The 20,307-nt window shown below is 70.5% G+C and carries 17 protein-coding genes; 7 read left to right on the forward strand and 10 right to left on the reverse strand.

What is annotated here, in order from left to right:
• Positions 1-30 precede the first annotated feature (30 nt).
• Positions 31-630, forward strand: coding sequence for a TetR/AcrR family transcriptional regulator (locus EV378_RS13710; protein ID WP_243653440.1), 600 nt, complete (start codon positions 31-33; stop codon positions 628-630).
• On the opposite strand, the gene EV378_RS13715 is transcribed toward EV378_RS13710, so the two are convergent.
• Positions 605-1,357 (reverse strand): enoyl-CoA hydratase/isomerase family protein, encoded by a 753-nt coding sequence (locus tag EV378_RS13715; protein ID WP_132424859.1) that lies wholly within the window; start codon positions 1,355-1,357, stop codon positions 605-607. The two genes, EV378_RS13710 and EV378_RS13715, sit on opposite strands and share 26 nt — an antisense overlap.
• A gap of 109 nt (positions 1,358-1,466) precedes the next feature.
• Here EV378_RS13715 and EV378_RS13720 point away from each other — a divergent pair, with 109 nt between their 5' ends.
• Together EV378_RS13720 and EV378_RS13725 are read left to right on the forward strand one after the other, a co-directional pair.
• Positions 1,467-2,555 carry an S-(hydroxymethyl)mycothiol dehydrogenase gene (locus tag EV378_RS13720; RefSeq protein WP_132424862.1) on the forward strand — a complete coding sequence of 363 codons (1,089 nt, stop codon included), beginning with the start codon at positions 1,467-1,469 and terminating at the stop codon, positions 2,553-2,555.
• A 2-nt stretch (positions 2,556-2,557) separates the two neighbouring features.
• On the forward strand, positions 2,558-3,187 hold the full coding sequence (locus EV378_RS13725; protein ID WP_132424865.1) for an MBL fold metallo-hydrolase: 630 nt from the start codon (positions 2,558-2,560) through the stop codon (positions 3,185-3,187).
• Between the two features lie 67 nt (positions 3,188-3,254).
• On the opposite strand, the gene EV378_RS13730 is transcribed toward EV378_RS13725, so the two are convergent.
• The 7 genes from EV378_RS13730 to EV378_RS13760 form a co-directional block, all read right to left on the reverse strand.
• A complete protein-coding gene (locus EV378_RS13730) occupies positions 3,255-4,373 on the reverse strand; it encodes an MFS transporter (RefSeq protein ID WP_132424868.1) in 1,119 nt (372 codons plus the stop codon).
• A gap of 10 nt (positions 4,374-4,383) precedes the next feature.
• The gene (locus EV378_RS13735; RefSeq protein WP_132424871.1) at positions 4,384-5,517 is read right to left on the reverse strand and encodes an amidohydrolase family protein; all 1,134 of its coding nucleotides are present in this window, start codon (positions 5,515-5,517) and stop codon (positions 4,384-4,386) included.
• A gap of 85 nt (positions 5,518-5,602) precedes the next feature.
• Positions 5,603-7,288: a chaperonin GroEL gene (gene groL, locus EV378_RS13740; protein WP_132424874.1), complete on the reverse strand. Its 1,686-nt coding sequence runs from the start codon at positions 7,286-7,288 to the stop codon at positions 5,603-5,605.
• A gap of 130 nt (positions 7,289-7,418) precedes the next feature.
• On the reverse strand, positions 7,419-7,799 hold the full coding sequence (gene mimD, locus EV378_RS13745; protein ID WP_424511219.1) for a propane 2-monooxygenase effector subunit MimD: 381 nt from the start codon (positions 7,797-7,799) through the stop codon (positions 7,419-7,421).
• A complete protein-coding gene (locus EV378_RS13750) occupies positions 7,796-8,980 on the reverse strand; it encodes an aromatic/alkene monooxygenase hydroxylase subunit beta (RefSeq protein ID WP_132424877.1) in 1,185 nt (394 codons plus the stop codon). Before EV378_RS13750 ends, mimD begins: the two co-directional genes overlap by 4 nt.
• Entirely contained in the window at positions 8,977-10,035 is a 1,059-nt protein-coding gene (locus EV378_RS13755; protein ID WP_132424880.1) for an FAD-binding oxidoreductase, read from the reverse strand. The genes EV378_RS13750 and EV378_RS13755 overlap by 4 nt, the downstream gene beginning before the upstream one ends.
• Positions 10,036-10,229: 194 nt before the next feature.
• The gene (locus EV378_RS13760; protein ID WP_165922371.1) at positions 10,230-11,864 is read right to left on the reverse strand and encodes a ferritin family protein; all 1,635 of its coding nucleotides are present in this window, start codon (positions 11,862-11,864) and stop codon (positions 10,230-10,232) included.
• Between the two features lie 412 nt (positions 11,865-12,276).
• Here EV378_RS13760 and EV378_RS13765 point away from each other — a divergent pair, with 412 nt between their 5' ends.
• The gene (locus EV378_RS13765) at positions 12,277-14,160 is read left to right on the forward strand and encodes a sigma-54-dependent Fis family transcriptional regulator (protein WP_243653441.1); all 1,884 of its coding nucleotides are present in this window, start codon (positions 12,277-12,279) and stop codon (positions 14,158-14,160) included.
• A 5-nt stretch (positions 14,161-14,165) separates the two neighbouring features.
• Complete coding sequence (locus EV378_RS13770; protein ID WP_243653442.1) at positions 14,166-15,236, forward strand: gamma-glutamylcyclotransferase family protein; 1,071 nt, start codon at positions 14,166-14,168, stop codon at positions 15,234-15,236.
• 11 nt (positions 15,237-15,247) lie between these two features.
• Here the strand turns inward: EV378_RS13770 and EV378_RS13775 are convergent, their stop codons facing one another.
• Complete coding sequence (locus tag EV378_RS13775; protein ID WP_243653443.1) at positions 15,248-16,603, reverse strand: MFS transporter; 1,356 nt, start codon at positions 16,601-16,603, stop codon at positions 15,248-15,250.
• Positions 16,604-16,742: 139 nt separating this feature from the next.
• Between EV378_RS13775 and EV378_RS13780 the strand changes: the two genes are divergently transcribed.
• Entirely contained in the window at positions 16,743-17,681 is a 939-nt protein-coding gene (locus EV378_RS13780) for an ABC transporter ATP-binding protein (RefSeq protein ID WP_132424892.1), read from the forward strand.
• Positions 17,678-18,877 (forward strand): ABC transporter permease, encoded by a 1,200-nt coding sequence (locus EV378_RS13785; protein ID WP_132424895.1) that lies wholly within the window; start codon positions 17,678-17,680, stop codon positions 18,875-18,877. The genes EV378_RS13780 and EV378_RS13785 overlap by 4 nt, the downstream gene beginning before the upstream one ends.
• Here the strand turns inward: EV378_RS13785 and EV378_RS13790 are convergent.
• Positions 18,861-20,252 (reverse strand): cryptochrome/photolyase family protein, encoded by a 1,392-nt coding sequence (locus EV378_RS13790; RefSeq protein ID WP_132424898.1) that lies wholly within the window; start codon positions 20,250-20,252, stop codon positions 18,861-18,863. The two genes, EV378_RS13785 and EV378_RS13790, sit on opposite strands and share 17 nt — an antisense overlap.
• Positions 20,253-20,307 lie beyond the last annotated feature (55 nt).

The raw sequence follows: 20,307 nt of genomic DNA on the forward strand, positions 1-20,307 counted from the left end.
CGTATGTTTTCCGTACGGTAGCGTATGGTCGTGCCCGTACGGAAGCGACTGGACCGCCACGAGTGGGCAGCGGCGGCACTCGACGCGCTCGCGGCAGGCGGGCTCGCCGCGGTCGCCGTCGAACCGATCGCGGCCCGTCTGGGCGCCACGAAGGGCAGCTTCTACCACCACTTCCGCAACAGGGACGCGCTCGTCGACGCGGCACTGGAGCTCTGGGAACTGCGGAACACCGACGCCGTGATCGCCGCGACCGGCGACCCTGCGGACGCCCGCGCGGCGCTGCGGAACCTGCTGGGCACCGTGCTCGGGTCGGTGACCGCCGAGCCGGGGGACCTCGCGCGGGGGCACGCCGTCGAGATGGCGCTGCAGGCCGACGGCAGGCACCCGGCCGTGGCGGCGGCGCTGGAGCGGGTGAGCCACAGGCGGATCGAGCACCTGACGGCGCTGTTCGCCGATCTGGGCCTTGCCCCGGACGAGGCGGCGCACCGGGCGCTGCTGGCGTTCACCGCCTACCTCGGGCACGTCCAGCTGGCCCGCGCGACGCCGGACCTGCTCCCGCGCGGTGCGGCCCTGGACGCCTACCTGGACGGGATGCTCGCCGCGCTCACCGGCGCGCCACGGACTCCATGAAGCCGGCGATCGTCCCGTCCGTCGCGTGCCGGGCCCAGAGCAACATCGCCGTGGCGTCCTCGTCGGCGAAGCGCTCCACACGCTCGGTCGCGACGTGGCGGAGCGCGGCCTTCGTCGCGGCGAACGTGTCCGACGGCGTCTGCGCGACGAGGCCGGCCGCCGCGCCGCCGGCCCGCTCGACCAGCTCGTCGGCCGGCACCACGTCGTCGACCAGCCCGAACTCGCGGGCCTGCTCGGCGGAGTAGGTCATCGCGCCGACCACCATGCGTCGCAGCACGACCTCCCCGACCCGGTGTCCGACGACCTCCAGCGCGATCCGCGGGAACGGCACGCCGACCTTCAGCTCGGGCAGTCCGATGCCGCCCTTGCCGTCGGTCATCAGCACGAGGTCCGCCGCGGCGGCCAGCACGCACCCGCCGGCGATCGCGTGCCCGTTCACGGCCGCGACGAGCGGCTTGCCGAGCGCGAACGCGGCCGCGAACAGCTCGGAGAGTGCCGGGAAGAACTCCTGGACGTAGTCCGCGCCGCCGTCGACGATCCGCTTCAGGTCGACGCCGGCGGAGAACGAGCCGCCCGTCCCGGTCAGCACGACCGCCTGAGCGGGGTCCGCGACCAGCGCACGCAGCGTCGACGCCAGCTCCGTGCAGAGCTCGGTGTCCATCGCCCCGACCGGGCCGTGCTCGATCCGGATGACTGCCACGTCGTCGTGGTCCTCGCGATGGATCATCCCGCGACACTAATTGAGACGGTGCCCGTCCTGACACCCGACGCAACTCATGCCAAGGTCGCCATCACAACACCTGTTACCGAGTCGCCGACGACTGGAGCACCTTCCGATGCCACAGAACGTACGAGGGGTGGTCGCCCGCAAGAAGGGTGAGCCGGTCTCCGTCGAGACCGTCGTCATCCCGGACCCGGGCCCCGGCGAGGCCGTGGTGAAGATCCAGGCCTGCGGGGTCTGTCACACCGACCTGTCCTACCGCGAGGGCGGGATCAACGACGAGTTCCCGTTCCTGCTCGGACACGAGGCCGCCGGCGTCGTCGAGTCGGTCGGCGACGGCGTCGTCGACCTCGAGCCCGGCGACTACGTCGTGCTCAACTGGCGTGCCGTCTGCGGCGTCTGCCGGGCCTGCAAGAAGGGCAAGCCGCAGTACTGCTTCGACACGCACAACGCGAAGCAGCCGATGACGCTCGAGGACGGCACCGCGCTGTCCCCCGCGCTCGGGATCGGCGCGTTCGTGGAGAAGACGCTCGTCGCGGCCGGCCAGTGCACGAAGGTCAACCCGGACGCCCCGGCCAAGGTCGCAGGCCTGCTCGGCTGCGGCATGATGGCCGGCCTCGGCGCGGCGGTGAACACCGGCGGCATCGGCCGCGGCGACTCGATCGCCGTGATCGGCTGCGGCGGCGTCGGCGACGCGGCGATCGCCGGTGCACAGCTGGCGGGCGCGACGACGATCATCGCGGTGGACACCGACCCGCGGAAGCTGGAGTGGGCCAAGGGCTTCGGCGCCACCCACACGGTGAACGCGAAGGAGGAGGACGCGGTCGAGGCGATCCGGGCCGCCACCGACGGCAACGGCGCCGACGTCGTCGTCGAGGCGGTGGGGCACCCGGAGACCTACCGGCAGGCGTTCTACGCCCGTGACCTGGCCGGCACCGTCGTCCTGGTCGGCGTGCCGTACCCGGACATGAAGGTCCCGGACATCCCGCTGATCGACTTCTTCGGTCGCGGCGGCGCGCTCAAGTCCTCCTGGTACGGCGACTGCCTGCCCAGCCGCGACTTCCCGATGTACCTCGACCTCTACCTGCAGGGCCGCTTCCCGCTGGACAAGTTCGTCACCGAGGAGATCGCTCTCGACGGTGTCGAGCAGGCCTTCGAGAAGATGCACAAGGGCGAGGTCCTCCGTTCGGTGGTGATCTTCTAGCAATGGCGGGACCGATAGACAACGTCGTCACGAGTGGCACGTTCAACCTGGACGGCGGCAGCTTCGACGTCGACAACAACGTCTGGATCGTCGGGAACGACTCCGAGGTCTTCGTGATCGACGCCGCGCACGACGCGGACGCGATCGCGCAGGCCGTCGGTGACCGGCGGGTCAAGGCGATCGTGTGCACGCACGCGCACGACGACCACGTCAACCAGGCTCCGGCGCTGGCGGACCGGTTCTCCGCGCCGATCTGGCTGAACCCGAACGAGAAGGTCCTCTGGGACATGACATGGCCGGACCGGCAGCCGGACGCCGACCTGCACGACGGTGACGTGCTCACCGCGGGCGGGATCGACCTCCGGGTGTTGCAGACGCCGGGCCACTCCCCCGGCTCGTCCTGCCTGTACTCGCCGGAGCTGAAGGTCGTGTTCTCGGGCGACACGCTGTTCCAGGGCGGCCCTGGCGCGACCGGACGGTCGTACTCCAGCTTCGACACGATCATCGAGTCGATCCGCACGACGCTGCTGACCCTGCCGGGCGACACGCAGGTCCGCACCGGCCACGGGGACTCGACGAAGATCGGCGACGAGGCACCGCACCTCGAGGAATGGATCCGGAACGGGGGCTGACCCCTCCCGCACCCGAACGAAGGGGCCGTTCGTGCACCGTGAGTGCACGAACGGCCCCTTCGTCGCGTCACCCGGCAGGTGAGCGGCGCAGCACGGCAGGGGTGAGAACGGCCAGGACGGCCGCCGCGGCGCCGAAGGCGACGCCGAACCCGAACGGCTGCGCGACGGCACCGAGCGCCGTCGCGCCGAGTCCGGTGCCGGCGTCGTAGCCGATGTTCCACTGCGCACTGGCTCCGCCGTACCCGCCGGGCCCGGCCTGGGCGAACAGCGCCACGAGCGCGGCGTTCTGCACGATCCCGAAGCCGGCGCCGACCAGCAGCGCCCCGGCGACCAGACCGCCCGTCCCGGCGACCGCGACGAGCACCAGGCCCACCGCCGTCGCACCCACCCCGGCCGGCAGCAGCATGCCGGGCCGGATGCCGCGGTCGGCGATCTCACCGGCCACGCCACGCCCGACGAGCGCGGCGAGCCCCGTGAGCAGCAGCGCCGCGGGCACCGCGACGGTCGCGGCCGGGGCCAGCAGCGGCGCGAACGTGACCACGGCACCCTGGGCCGTGGCGCAACCCAGCATCGCCAGGAAGGGCGGACCCGGGCGCCACGGTCGCCGTTCCCGCGGCCGCAGGTGTTCCGGCGGCGTCGCCGCCACCGGCCGCATCCCGATCACGACGAGCGCGGCCAGCACCGGCATGACGCCCGCGGTCCAGAACACGGCCGGGAACCCGAACGCGTCGGCCACCCCGACGCCCGCCGGGAGCAGCAGCACGTTCGGCAGGCCGATCGCGTACCCGAACCGCGCCGAGGCCCGTCCCCGCTCGTCCGGCGTCACCAGCTCGGCCACCAGCGCCGACCCGGCGACGGTGAGCAGCCCGAACCCGATCCCGCGCAGCACGCACACGACGAGCACCGGGGCGAGATCGGCGGAGAGGATCAACAGCGGGGACGGCGGACCGAGCAGCAGCGCGCCGGCCACCAGCACCGGGCGGTGGCCGAACCGCCTCAGCAGGGCGGGCACGCCGAGCTGGGTGCCGACCGTGACGGCCATCAGGACACCCGTCGACAGCCCAGCACCGAACTCGCCGGACCCGCCACGCGCCACCCACAGCGGGACGGCGGGCAGCAGCAGCGCGTAACCGCCGAACCCGACCAGGGAGAACAGCAGCAGGAGGCGGAAGTCGCGGCCGTACACGGCCGTCTGACTACCTCATCGGCGACGACCGGCGCGCACGGGGCGCGGTGACCTCGGCCGACAGCCGGTACAGACGGGCGGCGGTGCCGCCGAGCACGGCTCGCCGCGCGTCCGCGTCGAGGTCGGGGAACTCGCCGCCGAGCTCGTCCGGGTAGCGGTGCGCGACGAACTCGCGGACCAGCCTCGCCGGGCGCACGAGCGGGTAGCCGCTGCCGAACATCAGCCGGTCCGGGCCGAACGCGGCGACCAGCCGCCCGAGCGCGCGGCCGGCCTCGACCGGGTAGCGGCGCAGGGCCACCAGGAGCTCGGTGAGCAGGACGTACACGTTGGACAGGCGCGCCATGCGACACAGCACGTCGGTCGGCAGCGATCCGGCGCCGAGCACGAACCGCACCCGGGGCAGCGCGGAGGCCAGCTCGCTGATCTCGGTCGCGTCGAACCCGCCGGCCGGGAGCGGCCCGGTGTTGCGGGCGCGCACCGGCAGCGCCGACCCCGCCCGCACCGGCTCGGCCCAGCTCGGCCATCGCGGCCGCCGCTCGGACGTCCCGCTCTCCACCACGCCCGCCTGCGCCCACTCCGGGGCGCCGGGCATCGGGTGCACCAGCGGTCCGACGCCGATGTGCACGACCGGCGCCCCGGCCTGCTCGGCCCGGGACAGGACCCGTCGCAGCCACGGAGCGCCGAGCTGCAGGCGCGCCTCCGGGCGGCGTGCCGGGACGACGGTGAGCCCGCGCAGGTCGTCGCGCCGCACCTGGGCGGCGATCCCGCGCAGCCGCGACCGGTCGGCTGCCGGGTCCACCTCGCCGCAGAGGATCAGCCGGCCCGCGGCGGCGCGGTCCCCGGCCAGCTCCGTGTGCCAGGACAGCGGGGCGAACCCGAGCACGAACAGGTCGGAGAACGACGCGGGCTGCAGCACGGCGCGATCCACGCCGGAGCCGAGGACGTCGCCGATCAGGTCCCGGTCGGTCACCTGCCCGAACGCGTCGGCGGACATCGGACGGGGCGAGTGATCGAGCATCCGGTGCCGATGGTGCAGGTCGGCGACGAACTGCTCGCCCGCGGGGCCCGCCTGGTTGTGCGGCCTGCCGTCCCAGGCGTGCACCTGCGCGTCGACGACGAGGTAGCGCTCCGAGTCGATGTCCACGCGGCACCCTCCCGTCGTCGTGCATGACACGCGCCCGGGCCGGGGTCGGCCCGGCCCGGGCGCGGTCGCTCTTCGTGCTCCGACCTCAGCCCATCGATGGGCCGAGTCCGAGCGACTGCGGCGTGCTGGAGTCGGGGCTGGGTTGGGGGATTCCTTCGTCGAGTTCGCCGTACTCGGTCATCAGTGCCTTGTTCCACGGTGTCTGTTCCTCGGCCACGAGCGAGTTCGTGGTCAGGATCAGACCGGCCACCGAGGCGCCGTTCTGCAGCGCCTGGCGCACCACGCGCAGCGGGTCGATGATCCCCATCTCGACCATGTTCCCGAAGCGGCCCTCGAGCGCGTCGAACCCTTCGTCGACGCCCATGTCGCGGACCTGCTTGACGGCGTCCGAGCCGTCATAGCCCGCGTTCGACGCGATCAGGCTGGCCGGCTCGCCCAGCGCCGCCCGCACGATCTCCACGCCCGTCCGGTAGTCGCCCGTGACGTCCAGCGAGTCGAGCGCGCCCTCCGCGTGCAGCAGCGCCGCGCCACCGCCGGCGACGATGCCCTCCGCCATCGCGGCGCGGGTCGCCTGCAGTGAGTCGTCGACCCGGTGCCGGATCTCCTTGAGCTCGGCGTTCGTCGGCGCCCCGACCTGCAGGATCGCGGCCTTGCCGGACAGGCGGGCGATCCGGTCGTTGAGCCAGTCCTCGTCGGTGCCGATGCTCGCGCGCTCCATCTCCGCGCGCAGCTGCTGCACCCGCTGGTCGCGGGCGGCCGTGTCGCCGAGCCCGCCGATGATCGCGGTGTGCTCGTTCGTGGCGCGGACCTGCGTGGCGCGGCCGAGGTGCTCGATGCCGATCTGCTCCAGCGAGAAGGACGACGCCTTGGAGTGGACCTTGCCGCCGCACAGGGCCGCCATGTCCTCGAGCATGTGGACGCGCTTCTCCCCGAAGCCCGGCGCCTGGATCGCGGTGACCTTGAGGTGCCCGTTCACGTGGTTGTGCACCAGCATCTGCAGGGCCGTGCCCTCGACCTTCTCGGCCACGATCACGAGGGGCTTCGGGTCACGCATGATCTTCTCGAGCACCGGCATCAGCAGCCGGACGTCGTTGATCTTCTCGGCGGAGAACAACAGGTACGGGTCGTCGAGGACGGCCATCATCGAGCCCGGGTCGGTGACCAGGTACGGCGACACGTAGCCGTTGTCGAACTCGAAGTCCTCGACGAAGTTGACGGACAGGCCGAGCACCGGCGCGTCGTCCACCGTGATCACGCCGTCGTCGCCGACAGTGTGCAGGGTCTGGGCGACGATGCGGCCGATGGAGTCGTCGTCGTTGGCCGAGATCGCGGCGACACGGGACAGCGACTCGACGTCGTCGACGGGGTGCGCGACGGTCGCGAGGTGCTCCACGACGCGGGCGACCGCGACGTCGATGCCGCGCTTGACCAACACCGGGTTGCCGCCGGACGTGATCGCCCGCATGCCCTGGTGCACGATCGCCTGAGCGAGCACCGTCGCCGTGGTGGTGCCGTCACCGACCACGTCGTTCGTCTTGACCGCGGCTTCCTTGAGGATCTGCGCGCCCATGTTCTCGAACTGGTCGCGCAGGTAGATCTCCCGCGCGATCGTCACGCCATCGTTGGTGACCTCCGGGGTCCCGGTGATCTTCTCGATGACGACGTTGCGACCCTTCGGACCCAGGGTGGACTTCACCGCCTCGGCCAGTTGATCGACACCGGCGGTCAGCCGGTCCCGGGCTTCCTGCCCGAACTTGAGTTCCTTGGCCACGGTGTTCCTCCTGGAATTCCTGCGTCCTGGTGTTTCTGCGCGGGTGTAGGACGTGAAAACGGACAACGGCCGGGTCGCCGGTCACGCTCGAAGCGTGACCGGCGACCGGGCGTTCTCGGGCCGGTACGGCCTACTGGCTGACCTCGGGCGGCAGCATGTCGCCGATGAACTCGGCGGCCTCCTCCAGGTTGCCGAACATGATCGTCCGGTCATCCATGTGGATCATCTTGCCGTAGTGCGTCGACATGTTCTCCTCGAACTCGGCCGCGTCGTAGAAGTCCTCGTCCTCGCCGAGGGCCTCGCAGATGTCCGAGTACACGAAGTCCATGCGACCGACACAGTCCACCCGGATCATGGACGGGAGGTGCGTGACCGTCACGTTCTCCTGACGGTCCATCACCTCCGCCACGACGGCACCCACCTGGTTGTTCATCAGGGTGACGCCGGCCATTCCGGACGCGCTGTTGTCGGCCTTGTACGGATCCGGGGCCGTCTTGAACGAACGAGTCACTGGTTCAGCTCCTTCGGGGTCTCGAGTCCGAGGTCGTTGATGATTCCGGCGAACCGGCTCTTGGCCCGGTCGAGGCTGTCCTCGAAGCGCGGGGGCTTCGCGTCCGGCAGCGACCAGATGGGCTGCAGCGTCCGGGCCGCCTCGAGGCACTGCGGGACCCAGTGCGAGAGCCAGCCCTGCATCAGCTGCTTGTTGTGGTCGGCGAACTCCCGATCCTGCGTGAGCGGGCCGAAACAGGCCTGCGTCCAGCGCAGGTCGCGCTGGGCGTAGTCGTACTCGGCGGCACCCATCACGGTCGGGGTGACGAAGTCACCGTTGCCGGCCGCGGCCTGCATGACCAGGTTGGACCGGAACAGCTCACCGATCAGCGGCTCGAACACGACGTTCGTGGCGAACACCGACTCGCCCCAGTCGTCGTCGACCGCGGTCAGCGCCTCGGCGACCTTGCGCACGCCCTGCCACTCGGCGTCCTCGTTCCACGCCGGCAGGTGAGCGGTGCCGTCGAAGCCGTCGATCTCCTCGGTCAGCGTCAGGTTGTACAGCGCGAGGTCCTGCGCGAACCGGATCTTGTGCATGCTGTTCACCGCCATGGCGGTGTTGTGCATGTTCGTCGGGCCGGAGCGGTTGCAGGCGGCGAAGACGTAGAGGCCGAGACCGTGCTCGACGTGCATCCAGGCGCCGACGTTGCGCTCCACGAACTGCTTCCAGTTCGACGTCCAGTTGTCGAACGCCTTCGCGTTGCGGGCGTTCTCGATGTTCTGCTGGACCTGCCGGACAACGTTCGCGTTGTACCGGTAGAAAGTGAGCTCCCACTCCTCGTTCGGGTCGCGGAACTCGTGCCAGCCGTGCGCCGGCCAGTCGTAGCCCTTGCCGCCGGAACCGGGGTAGCGCTCGGGCTCGGGGCGGTCGACGCCCCACGCCTTGAGCTTCGTCCAGTGCAGCGGGTAGCCGGCCGTGCCGTCGGCGAACCCGTAGATCCAGCCCTGCGAGAGGTAGTGCCGGGGGTCGGGCTGTACGTCGACGGTGACGTCCTCGTAGTGCGTCTGCTTGCGCTTCGCCGGGACGTAGTAGTTGTAGCGACGGGCGCCGGGGCCCGAGTCGGGGAACTCGCGTGCGCCCGCTTCCGCGTCGGTGAAGACGGGCTTCGGAACGCTTCTTTCTGGCTTCTCCGTGGTGGTCATGAACCGTCCTCGCCTTCCGATTCACCGGTGGTGGTGAACTTGTCGTAGAAGATGTGCTCTTCCTTCACTCCGAGCTTGGTCAAACTGGCGATCGCCGCGTCGACCATCGGCGGCGGACCGCAGACATAGGCATCTGCTCCCTTCAGATCGCTGAGATCGGCCTCGACCACCTCGGTGATCAGTCCGGTGCGCCCGGTCCATTCCGCGTCGTCGGCCGCGTCGGACAGGGCGGGGATGTAGGAGAAACCGGACTTCAGCTGTTCGCCGAGTTCGGTGATCTCCTTCTCGAAGCACAGATCGGCGGCCGTCCGGGCGCCGTAGTAGAACGTCACCTTGCGTTCCACCTCGCGCTCGGCCAGCGAGCGCAGCAGGGACAACAGCGGTGACATTCCGGCGCCACCACCGACGAAGATCAGGTCCGACGAGCGGCTCTCCCGGAGAGTGCAGGTCCCGAACGGTGCCTCCACCTCGATCCGATCGCCCACGGAGACGCGTTCGGCGAGGAACTGGGAGAACAGACCGTCGGGATAGATCTTGATGACGAACTCCAGGAGCCCGTCCCGGTTCGGCGTGTTCGCCATCGAGAACGACCGCGACTCGCCGGTCCCCGGGATCGTGAAATCCATGTACTGACCCGGAAAGAACTTGATCTCCGACGGCTCCACCATCTTCACGACGAGATGGCGCATATCGTGCGTGACCGCCTCGTTCGAGACGACCTCCACCGTCCCCTTCGTCAGCGGAAGACCCGACCGGATGATCTCCTCGTCATAGTTCAGCAGCTCGATCGTCAGGTCCTCGTACGCATGCGCACGACACAGGAGCGTCGAGCCCTCCTCACGCTCATAGTCCGGCAACGCGAACGTGGAGTACGAGTCGTACTCGATGTCCTCCCCCTCGAGGACGAACGACTTGCACGCCGCGCACTGACCCTCCTTGCAGCCGTGCATGAGCTGAACGCCCTGCTCGGCAGCAGCACGGAGAATCGTCTGGTCCTCGTCGGCCTCGATCTCGATGCCGACCGGCTCGAACCGCACGATGTGTTTGTCACCCAATGGAGAGAACCTTCCGCTCCGATAAACCAGACGAATCGGACATGTAACGGTGTAAGAGCGCGTTTGCGGGCAGGGGAGGGCGACCCGACCGGGAGGAAACCCCCCGGTCGGGCCAGCAGGGAGAGGACTCCCTCACCGAGTCCGAGGACTCAGTTCGGGAGACCTCCCCCCTCGCCTGACCCGCGCTCAGGCGTTCAGTTCGCCGGAGCCGGGCGACCGGCCGGACCCTGCTTGTTGTAGTCGGCGACGTAGGCCGCCCGCTCCTCGTCGTTCATCTCGTTGAAGAGGACGTTGGGGCTCTGCAGCGGAGCGAGCCGCCGCATGTGGTCCAGCGTCCACATCTTCTTCGGGTCGAGATCGAGGTGCGGCTGGGCGGTCATGGTGTTGCCGTCGTCGCGGACGAAGCCCATGTCCTGGACCACGTCGGCCCAGTTCCAGCCGTGGTACAGCGTCTCCCACTCACGCTTACCGACCAGCTTGCCCATGTTCGGGGTCTCGCGACCCTGGTACGTGGGCCGGAACGCCTCGGCGTCGGTCCAGCGGCAGACCTCGTGGCAGTACGTGCGGTGCTGGCCGTCGACGTAGTCCACGACCATGTCCTCACGCACCAGACACGGGACCATGCACGTCCAGCAACGCGCCGGGTAGACGTAGTCCACGTCCTCGGCGACGATCGGGTTGTGCCCGTTCGGCTTCGCCAGACGGTTGTAGTTCTCCCACCACTTGCCGTACTTGTCGTACCAGCCCGGGTACTTGTACTCGAACCACTCGAAGTCCTCGTCGGTCATGCCGTCGATGCGCCAGTAGTTGGCGAGCCAACCGGTGGCGAAGAACTGCGCGACCTCGTGGACGTAGCCCTTCTCCCAGATCTGCTTCCACGACTCTTCGATCAGGTCGTGGGGGATGACCAGGCCGTACTTCTCGAGCGGCACCAGGTAGGCACGGTAGTAGTCGTCGTAGATCCAGCGACGCCACATCTCCGCGTAGGACTCGCGGTCCTTACGACGGTCCTTCGTGCCGTACTCGATGAACGTGCCGATGGCGGCGTCCACCACGCGGTGGTTGTTCCACCACGCGTAGCGCAGGTCGCGCTCGAGCAGCTGGCGGTTGTCCTCGTCCGACAGCGCCATCAGAAGCGTGGCGTAGCCGTTCGAGATGTGCCGCGACTCGTCGGACTGCACCGAGTGGAACACCGTCGGCAGCAGGTAGTCACCGTTGGCCGCGGCCTCGGACGGCATGGCCACGAACAGCGTGTTCGTGAAGGCCGTCTCGGCGACGATCGTCAGGTAGATGCTGGCCGCGGTGATCGCGTCACCGGTGATGAAGCCCTCGGCGAACTGACGGCCGATCGTGCCGCAGTAGTCCGAGTGGAAGTTCCGCAGCGAGTTGTTGAAGCCCGCCGGGTCGATGTAGTTGTTCATGTACAGGCGCTTCAGGTTCTGCTGGATCGTCGAGTGACGCACCTCGTCGATCATCTGAATCGCCTGGCCGTTGTGCAGCTCCGGGTTCGGCACGGCCTGGAACAGCATCGGCATCGACCGCGCGGCCGAGACCTCCGGGAGCGGGATGATGGACAGGAACAGCTTCTGCCACTCCAGCCAGCGCTCCTGCACGCCCCGGAACATGTTCCCGCGGATCGCGCCGTCGGACGCACCGTAGACACGGTGGTCCTTCTCCTCCTGCATCGGGAAGTAGGACCTGAGCACCTGCTTCAGGGGGTCCTTCTTCGCCGCCTTGCGGAAGGTGTAGTCGGTTCCGTACTTCATGTACGGCTCGTGGTACTGCGGCTCCCAGGAAAGCTCCTGGATCTTCTGGTGAGCCTTTGCCAAGCTCTGCCGACTCACGGCTTCTCCTCACAGTGGTGGGTTGTGGTCGGATTTTCGGTCCGCCCGGTCGTGCGTCGTTCGTGTGACCGGACCCCGTCCTCGTCTCCGCGGGTGGAGCCGGCTCCTCACCGGTCCCGAGCCTCGGAGGGCTACGGCCACTCGCCCGACCGCCGGACCGCGGAGCGAGCGCGGGCGCCCCGGGTTGTGGTCGAACGCGGAATCAAACGGGCACCGTGTGGCCCCGATCTCTTCCGTGCTGCGAATCACACATGCACGGCCCGGCACCTGGGGTCTCAATATGAGACGCTGCCCGACACACCCCGGTGGTGATCTCTCTTCTGTCCCAGTAATGTTCTTGGGGCTACCCGGCTGCACCGCACACGCGGACCGTCGCTGCTCCGAGGAGGGCAACCGGTTGGTTCTTCCGCCCGAACCCGCGTCAACCCACCACCACCGCGACGCCCACACCACCGTCTCGCAGGACGGTGGCCTTGCCGCGCCGTCCTCCGCGGCAGCCGAGCGGATCGCCGTGGCCAGGGACGCGTTCCTGGTCGACGACGCGCTGTCGCCCGGCTCGGTGCGGGGGCCGATCCTCGCCTCGTGGATCCGCTCGCGTGAGCTGTCGGTCCCCGCCGACCACCTGGAGCTCCCGTACGAGACGGCCGCGGAGCCGGACACCCCGCTGCTGCGGGCCGCGCGCCCGGTCGTCGCCGAGCTGGCCGACCAGTTCGCGACGGAGCCGGTCAGCCTCATCCTGTGCGACGCCGACGGCGTCGTCCTCGAACGGCGGACCGGCGACTCCACGCTGAACCAGCATCTGGACAAGGTGTGGCTCGCGCCCGGCTTCTCCTACGCCGAGCGCTACGTGGGCACGAACGGCATCGGCACCGCGCTGGAGGGCCGCAGGGCCACCGAGGTGTTCGGGTGCGAGCACTACGTCGAGCACCTCGAGGACCTGGCCTGCGCGGGCGCGCCGATCCGGCACCCGGTTTCCGGGAAGGTCGTCGGCGTCATCGACCTGACGTGCTGGCGTCGCGAGGCGAACGCGCTGATGGTGGCGACCGCGTCGTCGATGGCCCGCCGGATCGAGGAGAACCTGCTCGAGCAGTCCGGCAGGCGCGAGCTGACGCTGCTGCAGGACTACCTGACGACCGTCCAGCGCAGCAGCGGCGCCGTGTTCGCCGTCAGCGACGACCTGCTGATGATGAACGACCGCGCCCGCGAGCTGATCGACCCGGCGGACCAGGCGCCGCTGCTGGCCGACGCCGGCGAGGCGCTGCGATCCGGGCGGGCCCGCCAGCTCGTCGTCGACCTGCCGAGCGGCGCGTGTGCCCGCGTGCACTGCCGTCCGAGCTGGTCCGACGGCGGTGTGTCCGGCGGGATCCTGCAGGTCAAACTCACGTCGAGGGAGCCGGCCGCGGTGCGGCCCGCACACCCGACGATCACGACGGCGCTCCCGGCCGCCGTCGGGTCCGGTGCTCTGTGGGCGAAGTGCTGTCAGGCCGTCGACCGGCACTTCCGCACCCGCGAGTGGCTGGTGCTGGAGGGCGAGCAGGGCAGCGGGCGGACCACGCTCGCGCGCGCCACCCACCAGATGCACACACCCGCCGGGCACGTCCGGGTGCTCGACGCCGAGGACTTCGGGCCGCGGTGGATGGCCGAGGTCAACGAGGAGCTCTCCACCGGCGGCGGAACGCTGGTGCTCCAGCGGGTCGACCGGCTCAGCGCCTCCGCGGCGCAGGCGCTGACCGACGCGCTGGAGCCGCACCGCGAGTCCACCGACCTGGAACGGCCGTGGGTGGTGGCCACCCGCGGGCCGATGCCGGACGCGCACCCGGACGCCCCGGAGCTGACCGAGCTGCTCGGGGTGTTCCCGCGGACGATCGAGGTCCCGCCGCTGCGCCACCACATCGAGGACGTCGCGGAGCTGGTGCCGTACCTGCTGTCGCGGCTGACCAGGGGCGCCGACCTGACGTGCTCCCCGGAGGCGATGCGCGTCCTGATGCGCAACCGCTGGCCGGGCAACGTCGAGCAGCTCTACCAGGTGCTGCGCAAGGTCGTGGCCCGCCGCCGGACCGGCGTGATCCGCCCGGACGACCTCCCGGCCGAGACCAGGGCGATCACCCGCCGGGTTCTCACCCCGCTCGAGGCGATCGAGTGCGACGCGATCGTGGACGCGCTGATCGACGCGGACGGGAACAAGGCGGAGGCGGCCCGCCGCCTCGGCATGTCCCGCGCGACGATCTACCGCAAGATCCGCGGCTACGGGATCTCGGTGCCGACGAGCGGGGACGACTGACCTCCGTGCCACCCGAGGCCTGGCCGGACGACCTCTTTCCGGCCGATCCGTACCCGGGTGCGCGCCCGCCGACGTCGTTCGTGCACGTCGACGGCGTGAGCCGGGTGCTGGAGCCGGACCCCGCGCAGCCGTCCGGCTGGTGCGTCGACGGCGGTGATCTCGACGCCTGGCTCGAGGCCCGGGGTGCGCCGCCGCTGCCCGGACGGGTGCCGGTGCTGGCCTACGGGTCGAACGCGAACCCGTCGAAGATCACCTGGATGCGCGACGAGCGCGGGCTGACCGGCCCGGTCGTCGTGCTCCGCGCGACGACGACCGGGCTCGCGGCCGCGTGGGCGGCCGGTCTGCGCGTCGTCGACGACCAGAGGCCCGCCGTGCTGGTCGCCGCGAACCGCACGGAGCAGCACGCCGTGTGGATGGCGGCGCCGGAGCAGTTCGTGCCGCTGGACCGCGTCGAGGGCCGCGGCGCCGACCCGCAACGCCATCGACTGGGCCGGCTGCGGACCGGCACCGTGCGCGTCGAGGACGGCGGGGTCGTCGACGGCTGCTGCGCCTACCTGGGACTGGATCCCGACGTTCGGCGACGCAGCCGGCACCCGCTGCTGGTGGACGGCGCTCCGGTGTTCTGCTCGGACGTGGACCAGGCCGGGGCGACGGCGCTGACCGGCGAGCCGGCGCCGGACGACGGCATCGACGCGGAGACGGTCGACGGCACGCCGCACCCGGACGCCTGGCCGGCGCGGGTGTTCGTCTACGGGCTGCTCATGCCGGGACAGCCGTCCTGGCCGTTGATGGCGCCGCACGTCACGGGCGAACCACGCGAGGCCGCTCTTCCCGGCACGGTGTCGGACACCGGGCTCGGCTTCCCCGCGCTGACCCGCGACGGCGTGCAGGGTGACGTGCCGGGATACGTCGTCGACCTGGCCGACCCGGTCACCGCCCTGCCCGGCCTCGACGACTACGAGGGCCCCGAGTACCGCCGGGTCCGGGTCGTGCTCGGGGACGGCACCGTGTGCTGGACGTACCTGTGGACCGAGACGTCGGTCCCGCTCAGGCCGCTACCGCACGGGTGGCGGTAGCGGCGCGCCGGTCACGACGCCCTGACGAGCTCCGGTGCCACCGGGATCTCCCGGCCCCTCAGCGACGCGCCCCTCGTCTCCTTCAGGAAGAACATCGAGATCAGCCCGATCACGCAGGCGCCCATCATGTAGTAGGCGGGGAACAGTTCGTTCCCCGGCGTGGCGACGACGGACTCGTTCACGTACGGCGCGGTTCCGCCGAAGATCGCCGTGGCGACGTTGTACGAGATCGCCATGCCCGCGTAGCGCACGTGCGTCGGGAACATCGCCGGGAACGTCGCCGAGATCGTGCCGAGCTGCAGGATGTAGATCAGGCCGAGCACGGTGAACCCGAGGATCGCCAGCCCGAACCCCTGCGACATCAGCTGGTACATCGGTATCGCCAACACCAGGATGCCGATCAGCGATATCCACCAGCACGGTTTCCGTCCGATCCGGTCGGACAGCGCGCCCGCGAACGGGATGAGCAGCATCATCGCGAGCTGGCCGATGATCAGCAGCAGCTCCGCGTCGCCCGCATCCATGTCGATCGTCGTCTGCAGGTAGGTCGAGGTGTAGGTCAGCAGCGTGTAGTTGACCACGTTCAGGGCGATGACCAGCCCGAACAGGACCAGGATCGGTCGCCAGTAGCTGCGGAACAGGTCCGCGAACGCACCGGTGGCCTTCTCCTCCTTCTCGCCCTTGTCCTCCAGGTCGCGGAACACCGGCGTGTCCTCGATGCGGGATCGCAGGTAGAGCCCGATCAGACCCAGCGGCAGCGCGATCAGGAACGGGATCCGCCAGCCCCAGTCGTTCATCGCGGCCTCGCCCACGATGGCACGGACGGCGTAGACGACGCCCGTACCGGCTGCGAAGCCGGCCAGCGTGCCGAACTCCAGGAAGCTGCCCCAGAAGCCGCGCTTCTTGTCCGGGGCGTACTCGGCCATGAACGTGGCCGCGCCTCCGTACTCGCCACCGGTGGAGAAGCCCTGCACGATGCGCAGCGCGAACAGCAGGATCGGCGCCAGGATGCCGACGCTCGCCGCCGTCGGCAGCACTCCGATCAGCGCCGTACACACACTCATCAGCAGGATCGTCATCGCCAGGACGCGTTGACGGCCGAGGCGGTCGCCCAGCGGTCCCCAGATGAAGCCGCCCAGCGGGCGGAGGATGAACGAGACGGCGAGACCCAGCAGCGTCAGAGCGGCTGCATTCTCTCCCTGGCCGGGGAAGAACTGGTCACCGAGGATGACCGTCAGGTTCGCGTAGAGCCCGTAGTCGAACCACTCCGTGCCGTTCCCGATCGCCGACGCGGCGACGGCTTTGCGGAGAACCGGTTTCGGTACCTCGTTGGCGTCCTTCGTTCCGACCGGCTGATCAGAGCTCACCGTCGCCACCCCCATGGTCGTCGATCCGGAGACGCTACCCAGCGACTTCCACGATCGCTACCCCGTGCAATCGGCTGGGCGGCAACGATCCGGCTGCATTTCCGATGCAGGTGTCGGGGGGTCGCGCTAGGGTCCGGGCGTGCTGGCGATCGAGGGGTTGACCAAGCGCTTCGGAACCGTCACTGCCCTGGACGGCGTCTCGTTCGACGTCCGTCCGGGGGAGCTGTTCGGGTTCGTCGGGGGCAACGGGGCAGGCAAGACGACGACGATGCGGATCGTCCTGGGGGTGCTGGCGTCCGACGGGGGGACGGTCAGCTGGCAGGGCGCGCCGATCGACGCGGACGTGCGGCGGCGGATCGGCTACATGCCAGAGGAACGGGGGCTGTACCCGAAGATGAGGGTGGCCGAGCAGCTCGGCTACCTCGCCCGGCTGCACGGCATGAGCGCCGGTGACGCGCGCACGGCCGTCGAACGATGGACCGAGCGCGTGGGGATCTCGGCGCGTGCCGGGGACGCGGTGGAGAAGCTCTCGCTGGGCAACCAGCAACGGGTGCAGCTCTGCGCGGCGCTGGTGCACGACCCGGACGTGCTCGTGCTGGACGAGCCGTTCTCCGGGCTGGACCCGACGGCCGTGGAGACGATGAGCGGGGTGCTGGCCGAGAAGGCCGCGTCCGGCACCCCGGTGATCTTCTCGAGCCACCAGCTGGAGCTCGTCGAACGGCTCTGTGACCGGGTCGGGATCATCTCGGCAGGCCGGATGGTCGCCGTCGGGACGGTGGACGAGCTGCGCGCCGGGGAGACGGCGCGGATCGACGTGGTCGGCCCGCCGGCCGGATGGCCGGACGGTGTGGCCGGCGTGACCGTGCTGGAGGCCGGGCACCGTCCGGGTGGCGACTGGGTCCGCGTCGCGCTGGACGACGGGACCGACGACCAGGCCGTCCTGCGCGCGGCGGCCGCGGCGGGCCCGGTCCGCGAGTTCACGCCGTACCGCCCACCGCTCACCGAGCTCTACCGGGACGCGGTCGCCGACCGCGTCGTCGTCGAGCCGCAGCCCGAGACCGCAGGGGCGCGGTCGTGAGCGCCCCGCTCGGTGCGGGCGCCGCGATCGCTCTGATCGCGCGCCGGGAGATCAGCACGACGCTGCGCTCCCGGACGTTCCTGATCGGCCTGGTGATCACGGTAGTGATCCTGGTCGGGTACGCGGTGCTGTTCGCGTTCATCGGCAGCCAGTTCTCGTCGTCGTCGATCGCGCTGTCCGGGCAGGCCCAGCAGCTGCGTCCGGTACTGGCGTCGGCAGCCGAGCGGGCAGGCACCGACCTGACGCTCACCGACGCGCCCGGTCCGGCCGACCAGACGCTGCGCGGCGACGACGCACCGGACGCCGTGCTGGAGGGCGGCCCCGGCGGCTACCGGCTGATCGGCCTGGACGACGTCGACGGCGACCTGCAGAACCTCGTCTCGAACGCGCTGCGCCAGAACGCCACCGACACGGCCCTGCGGGCGGCGGGCGCCGACCCGGCGGCGATCGACCGGACCGCGGCCGTCCAGGTGAGCTCCGTGAACCCGGAGGATCCGCTGCGCGGGCAGCGGATCGGGGTCGCGTTCGCCGTCGCCTTCCTGCTGTTCATCTCCGTTCAGACCTACGGCTCCCTGGTGGCCCAGGGTGTGGTGGAGGAGAAGTCCAGCCGGGTGGTCGAGCTGCTGCTGTCCACGATCCGCCCGGTCCACCTGCTGGCGGGCAAGATCCTCGGGCTGGGACTGGTCGGGCTGCTCCAGCTCGTGATCCTCGGTGCGATCGGCATCGTGGGCGGGCTGGCGGTCGGTGCGCTCACCGTCCCGACGGCCGCGTTGTCCGCGATCGGGACGGGCCTGCTCTGGTATCTGGTCGGGTTCTTCCTCTACGCGTCGGCGTTCGGCGCGCTCGGGGCGACCGTGTCCCGGCAGGAGGAGCTGCAGTCGGCCATCACGCCGCTGATCTTCCCGCTGCTGATCCCGTTCGTGCTGTCGGTCAGCGTGCTGCCGAACGACCCGCGCAACCCGCTGATCACGGTGCTGTCGTTCATCCCGTTCCTGTCCCAGTCGCTGATGCCAGCGCGGGCCGCGATCGGGGTGGCGTCCGGCTGGGAGCAGCTGATCGCGTTCGTGCTGGCCGTGATCGCGATCGCGGTCGTGGTCCGGCTCGCCGCGCGGATCTACCAGAACTCCGTGCTGCGCACCGGAGCCAAGGTCAGCTGGTCCGAGGCCCTGCGCGGGTCGCCTACCGCGCGGCCTTGACCTTCTCGTAGCGGTCGAGCGCCTCCTGGCGCTCGACCTTGTGCTCGACCATCGGCTCGGGGTAGCCGCCCGGGATCCCGTCGCGCAGCTTCCACGGCTGGTGGACGGCCTTGCCCTGCACGCCCGCCAGCTCGGGCACCCAGCGGCGGACGTACTCGCCCTCGGGGTCGAAGCGCTCGCCCTGGGTGATCGGATTGAAGATCCGGAAGTAGGGGGCGGCGTCGGTCCCGCAGCCGGCCGTCCACTGCCACCCGTGCTGGTTGGACGCCAGGTCGCCGTCGACGAGCAGCTGCATGAAGTGCCGTGCGCCCCACCACCACGGCAGGTGCAGGTCCTTCACCAGGAACGACGCGACGATCATCCGCACCCGGTTGTGCATCCACGCCTCGGCGCGCAGCTGGCGCATCCCGGCGTCGACGATCGGGAACCCGGTGCGGCCCTCCTGCCAGGCCGCGAACGCCTCGTCGGCGTCCTTGCCGTACTCGACCGGCAGCGCGTCGAACTTCTTGTCGTAGTTCTCCCGCGCCGAGTCCGGGCGCTGGAAGAGCACGTCGGCGTAGAACTCGCGCCACGCGATCTCGGTCCGGTACGCGCTCGCCGAGGTCGACGACTTCCGCTTCGCCAGGTCGGCCAGCATCGTGCGTGGATGGACGCAGCCGTACTTCAGGTACGGCGACATCCCGGACGTGCCCTTCTTGGCAGGCAGGTCGCGGTCGGTCTGATAGCCCTGCACGCCGCCGTCGAGGAAGTCGGACCAGCGGTCGAGCGCGGCCTTCTCCCCCGGATCCGGCAACTCCGAGTCGATCTTCTCGTCGGCCGGGACCTGCACCGCCCGCGGCCCGCCGTCCTTCTTCCCGGGGTCCATCCAGGTGACGGTCGACGCGTCGGTGTCCGCAGGCGCCCGCCAGCCGTGATCGGCCCACGCGCGGCTGAACGGCGTGAACACCTTGAACGGGTCGCCACTGCCGTTCTTCACGCGATCCGGTGCGACGGCGTACGGCGAGCCGGTGCGCACCAGCTCCGCGCCGGCGTCGGCCAGGGCCTTCTCGGTGTCCTCGTCGCGCTGCCGCCCGTAGGGCCCGTAGTCGGCGGCCACGTGCACGGTGGACGCGCCGACGGCCTTCGCCACCCGCGGCACGACGTCCGCCGGGTCACCCTTGACCACGAGCAGCTTCCCGCCGAGCGCGTCGTCCAGCTCCCGCAGGCAGCCGTACAGGAAGTTCTTGCGCGCTCCGCCGGACGGTTCGAGCAGCGCAGGGTCCAGCACGAACAGCGCGAGCGCCCGGTCCGCGGCGTCCGCGGCGGCGAGGAACGTGGGCTGGTCGGCGACCCTCAGGTCACGCCGGAACCAGACGACGGCGGTCGAGTCGGCCATGGGCCGACGCTAGCGGCGCCCGCCTCCGGCCGCGCGGCGACCGGTGGCGGGCGCC

It is taken from the genome of Pseudonocardia endophytica (assembly GCF_004339565.1).
GTDB classification, from domain to species: domain Bacteria; phylum Actinomycetota; class Actinomycetes; order Mycobacteriales; family Pseudonocardiaceae; genus Pseudonocardia; species Pseudonocardia endophytica.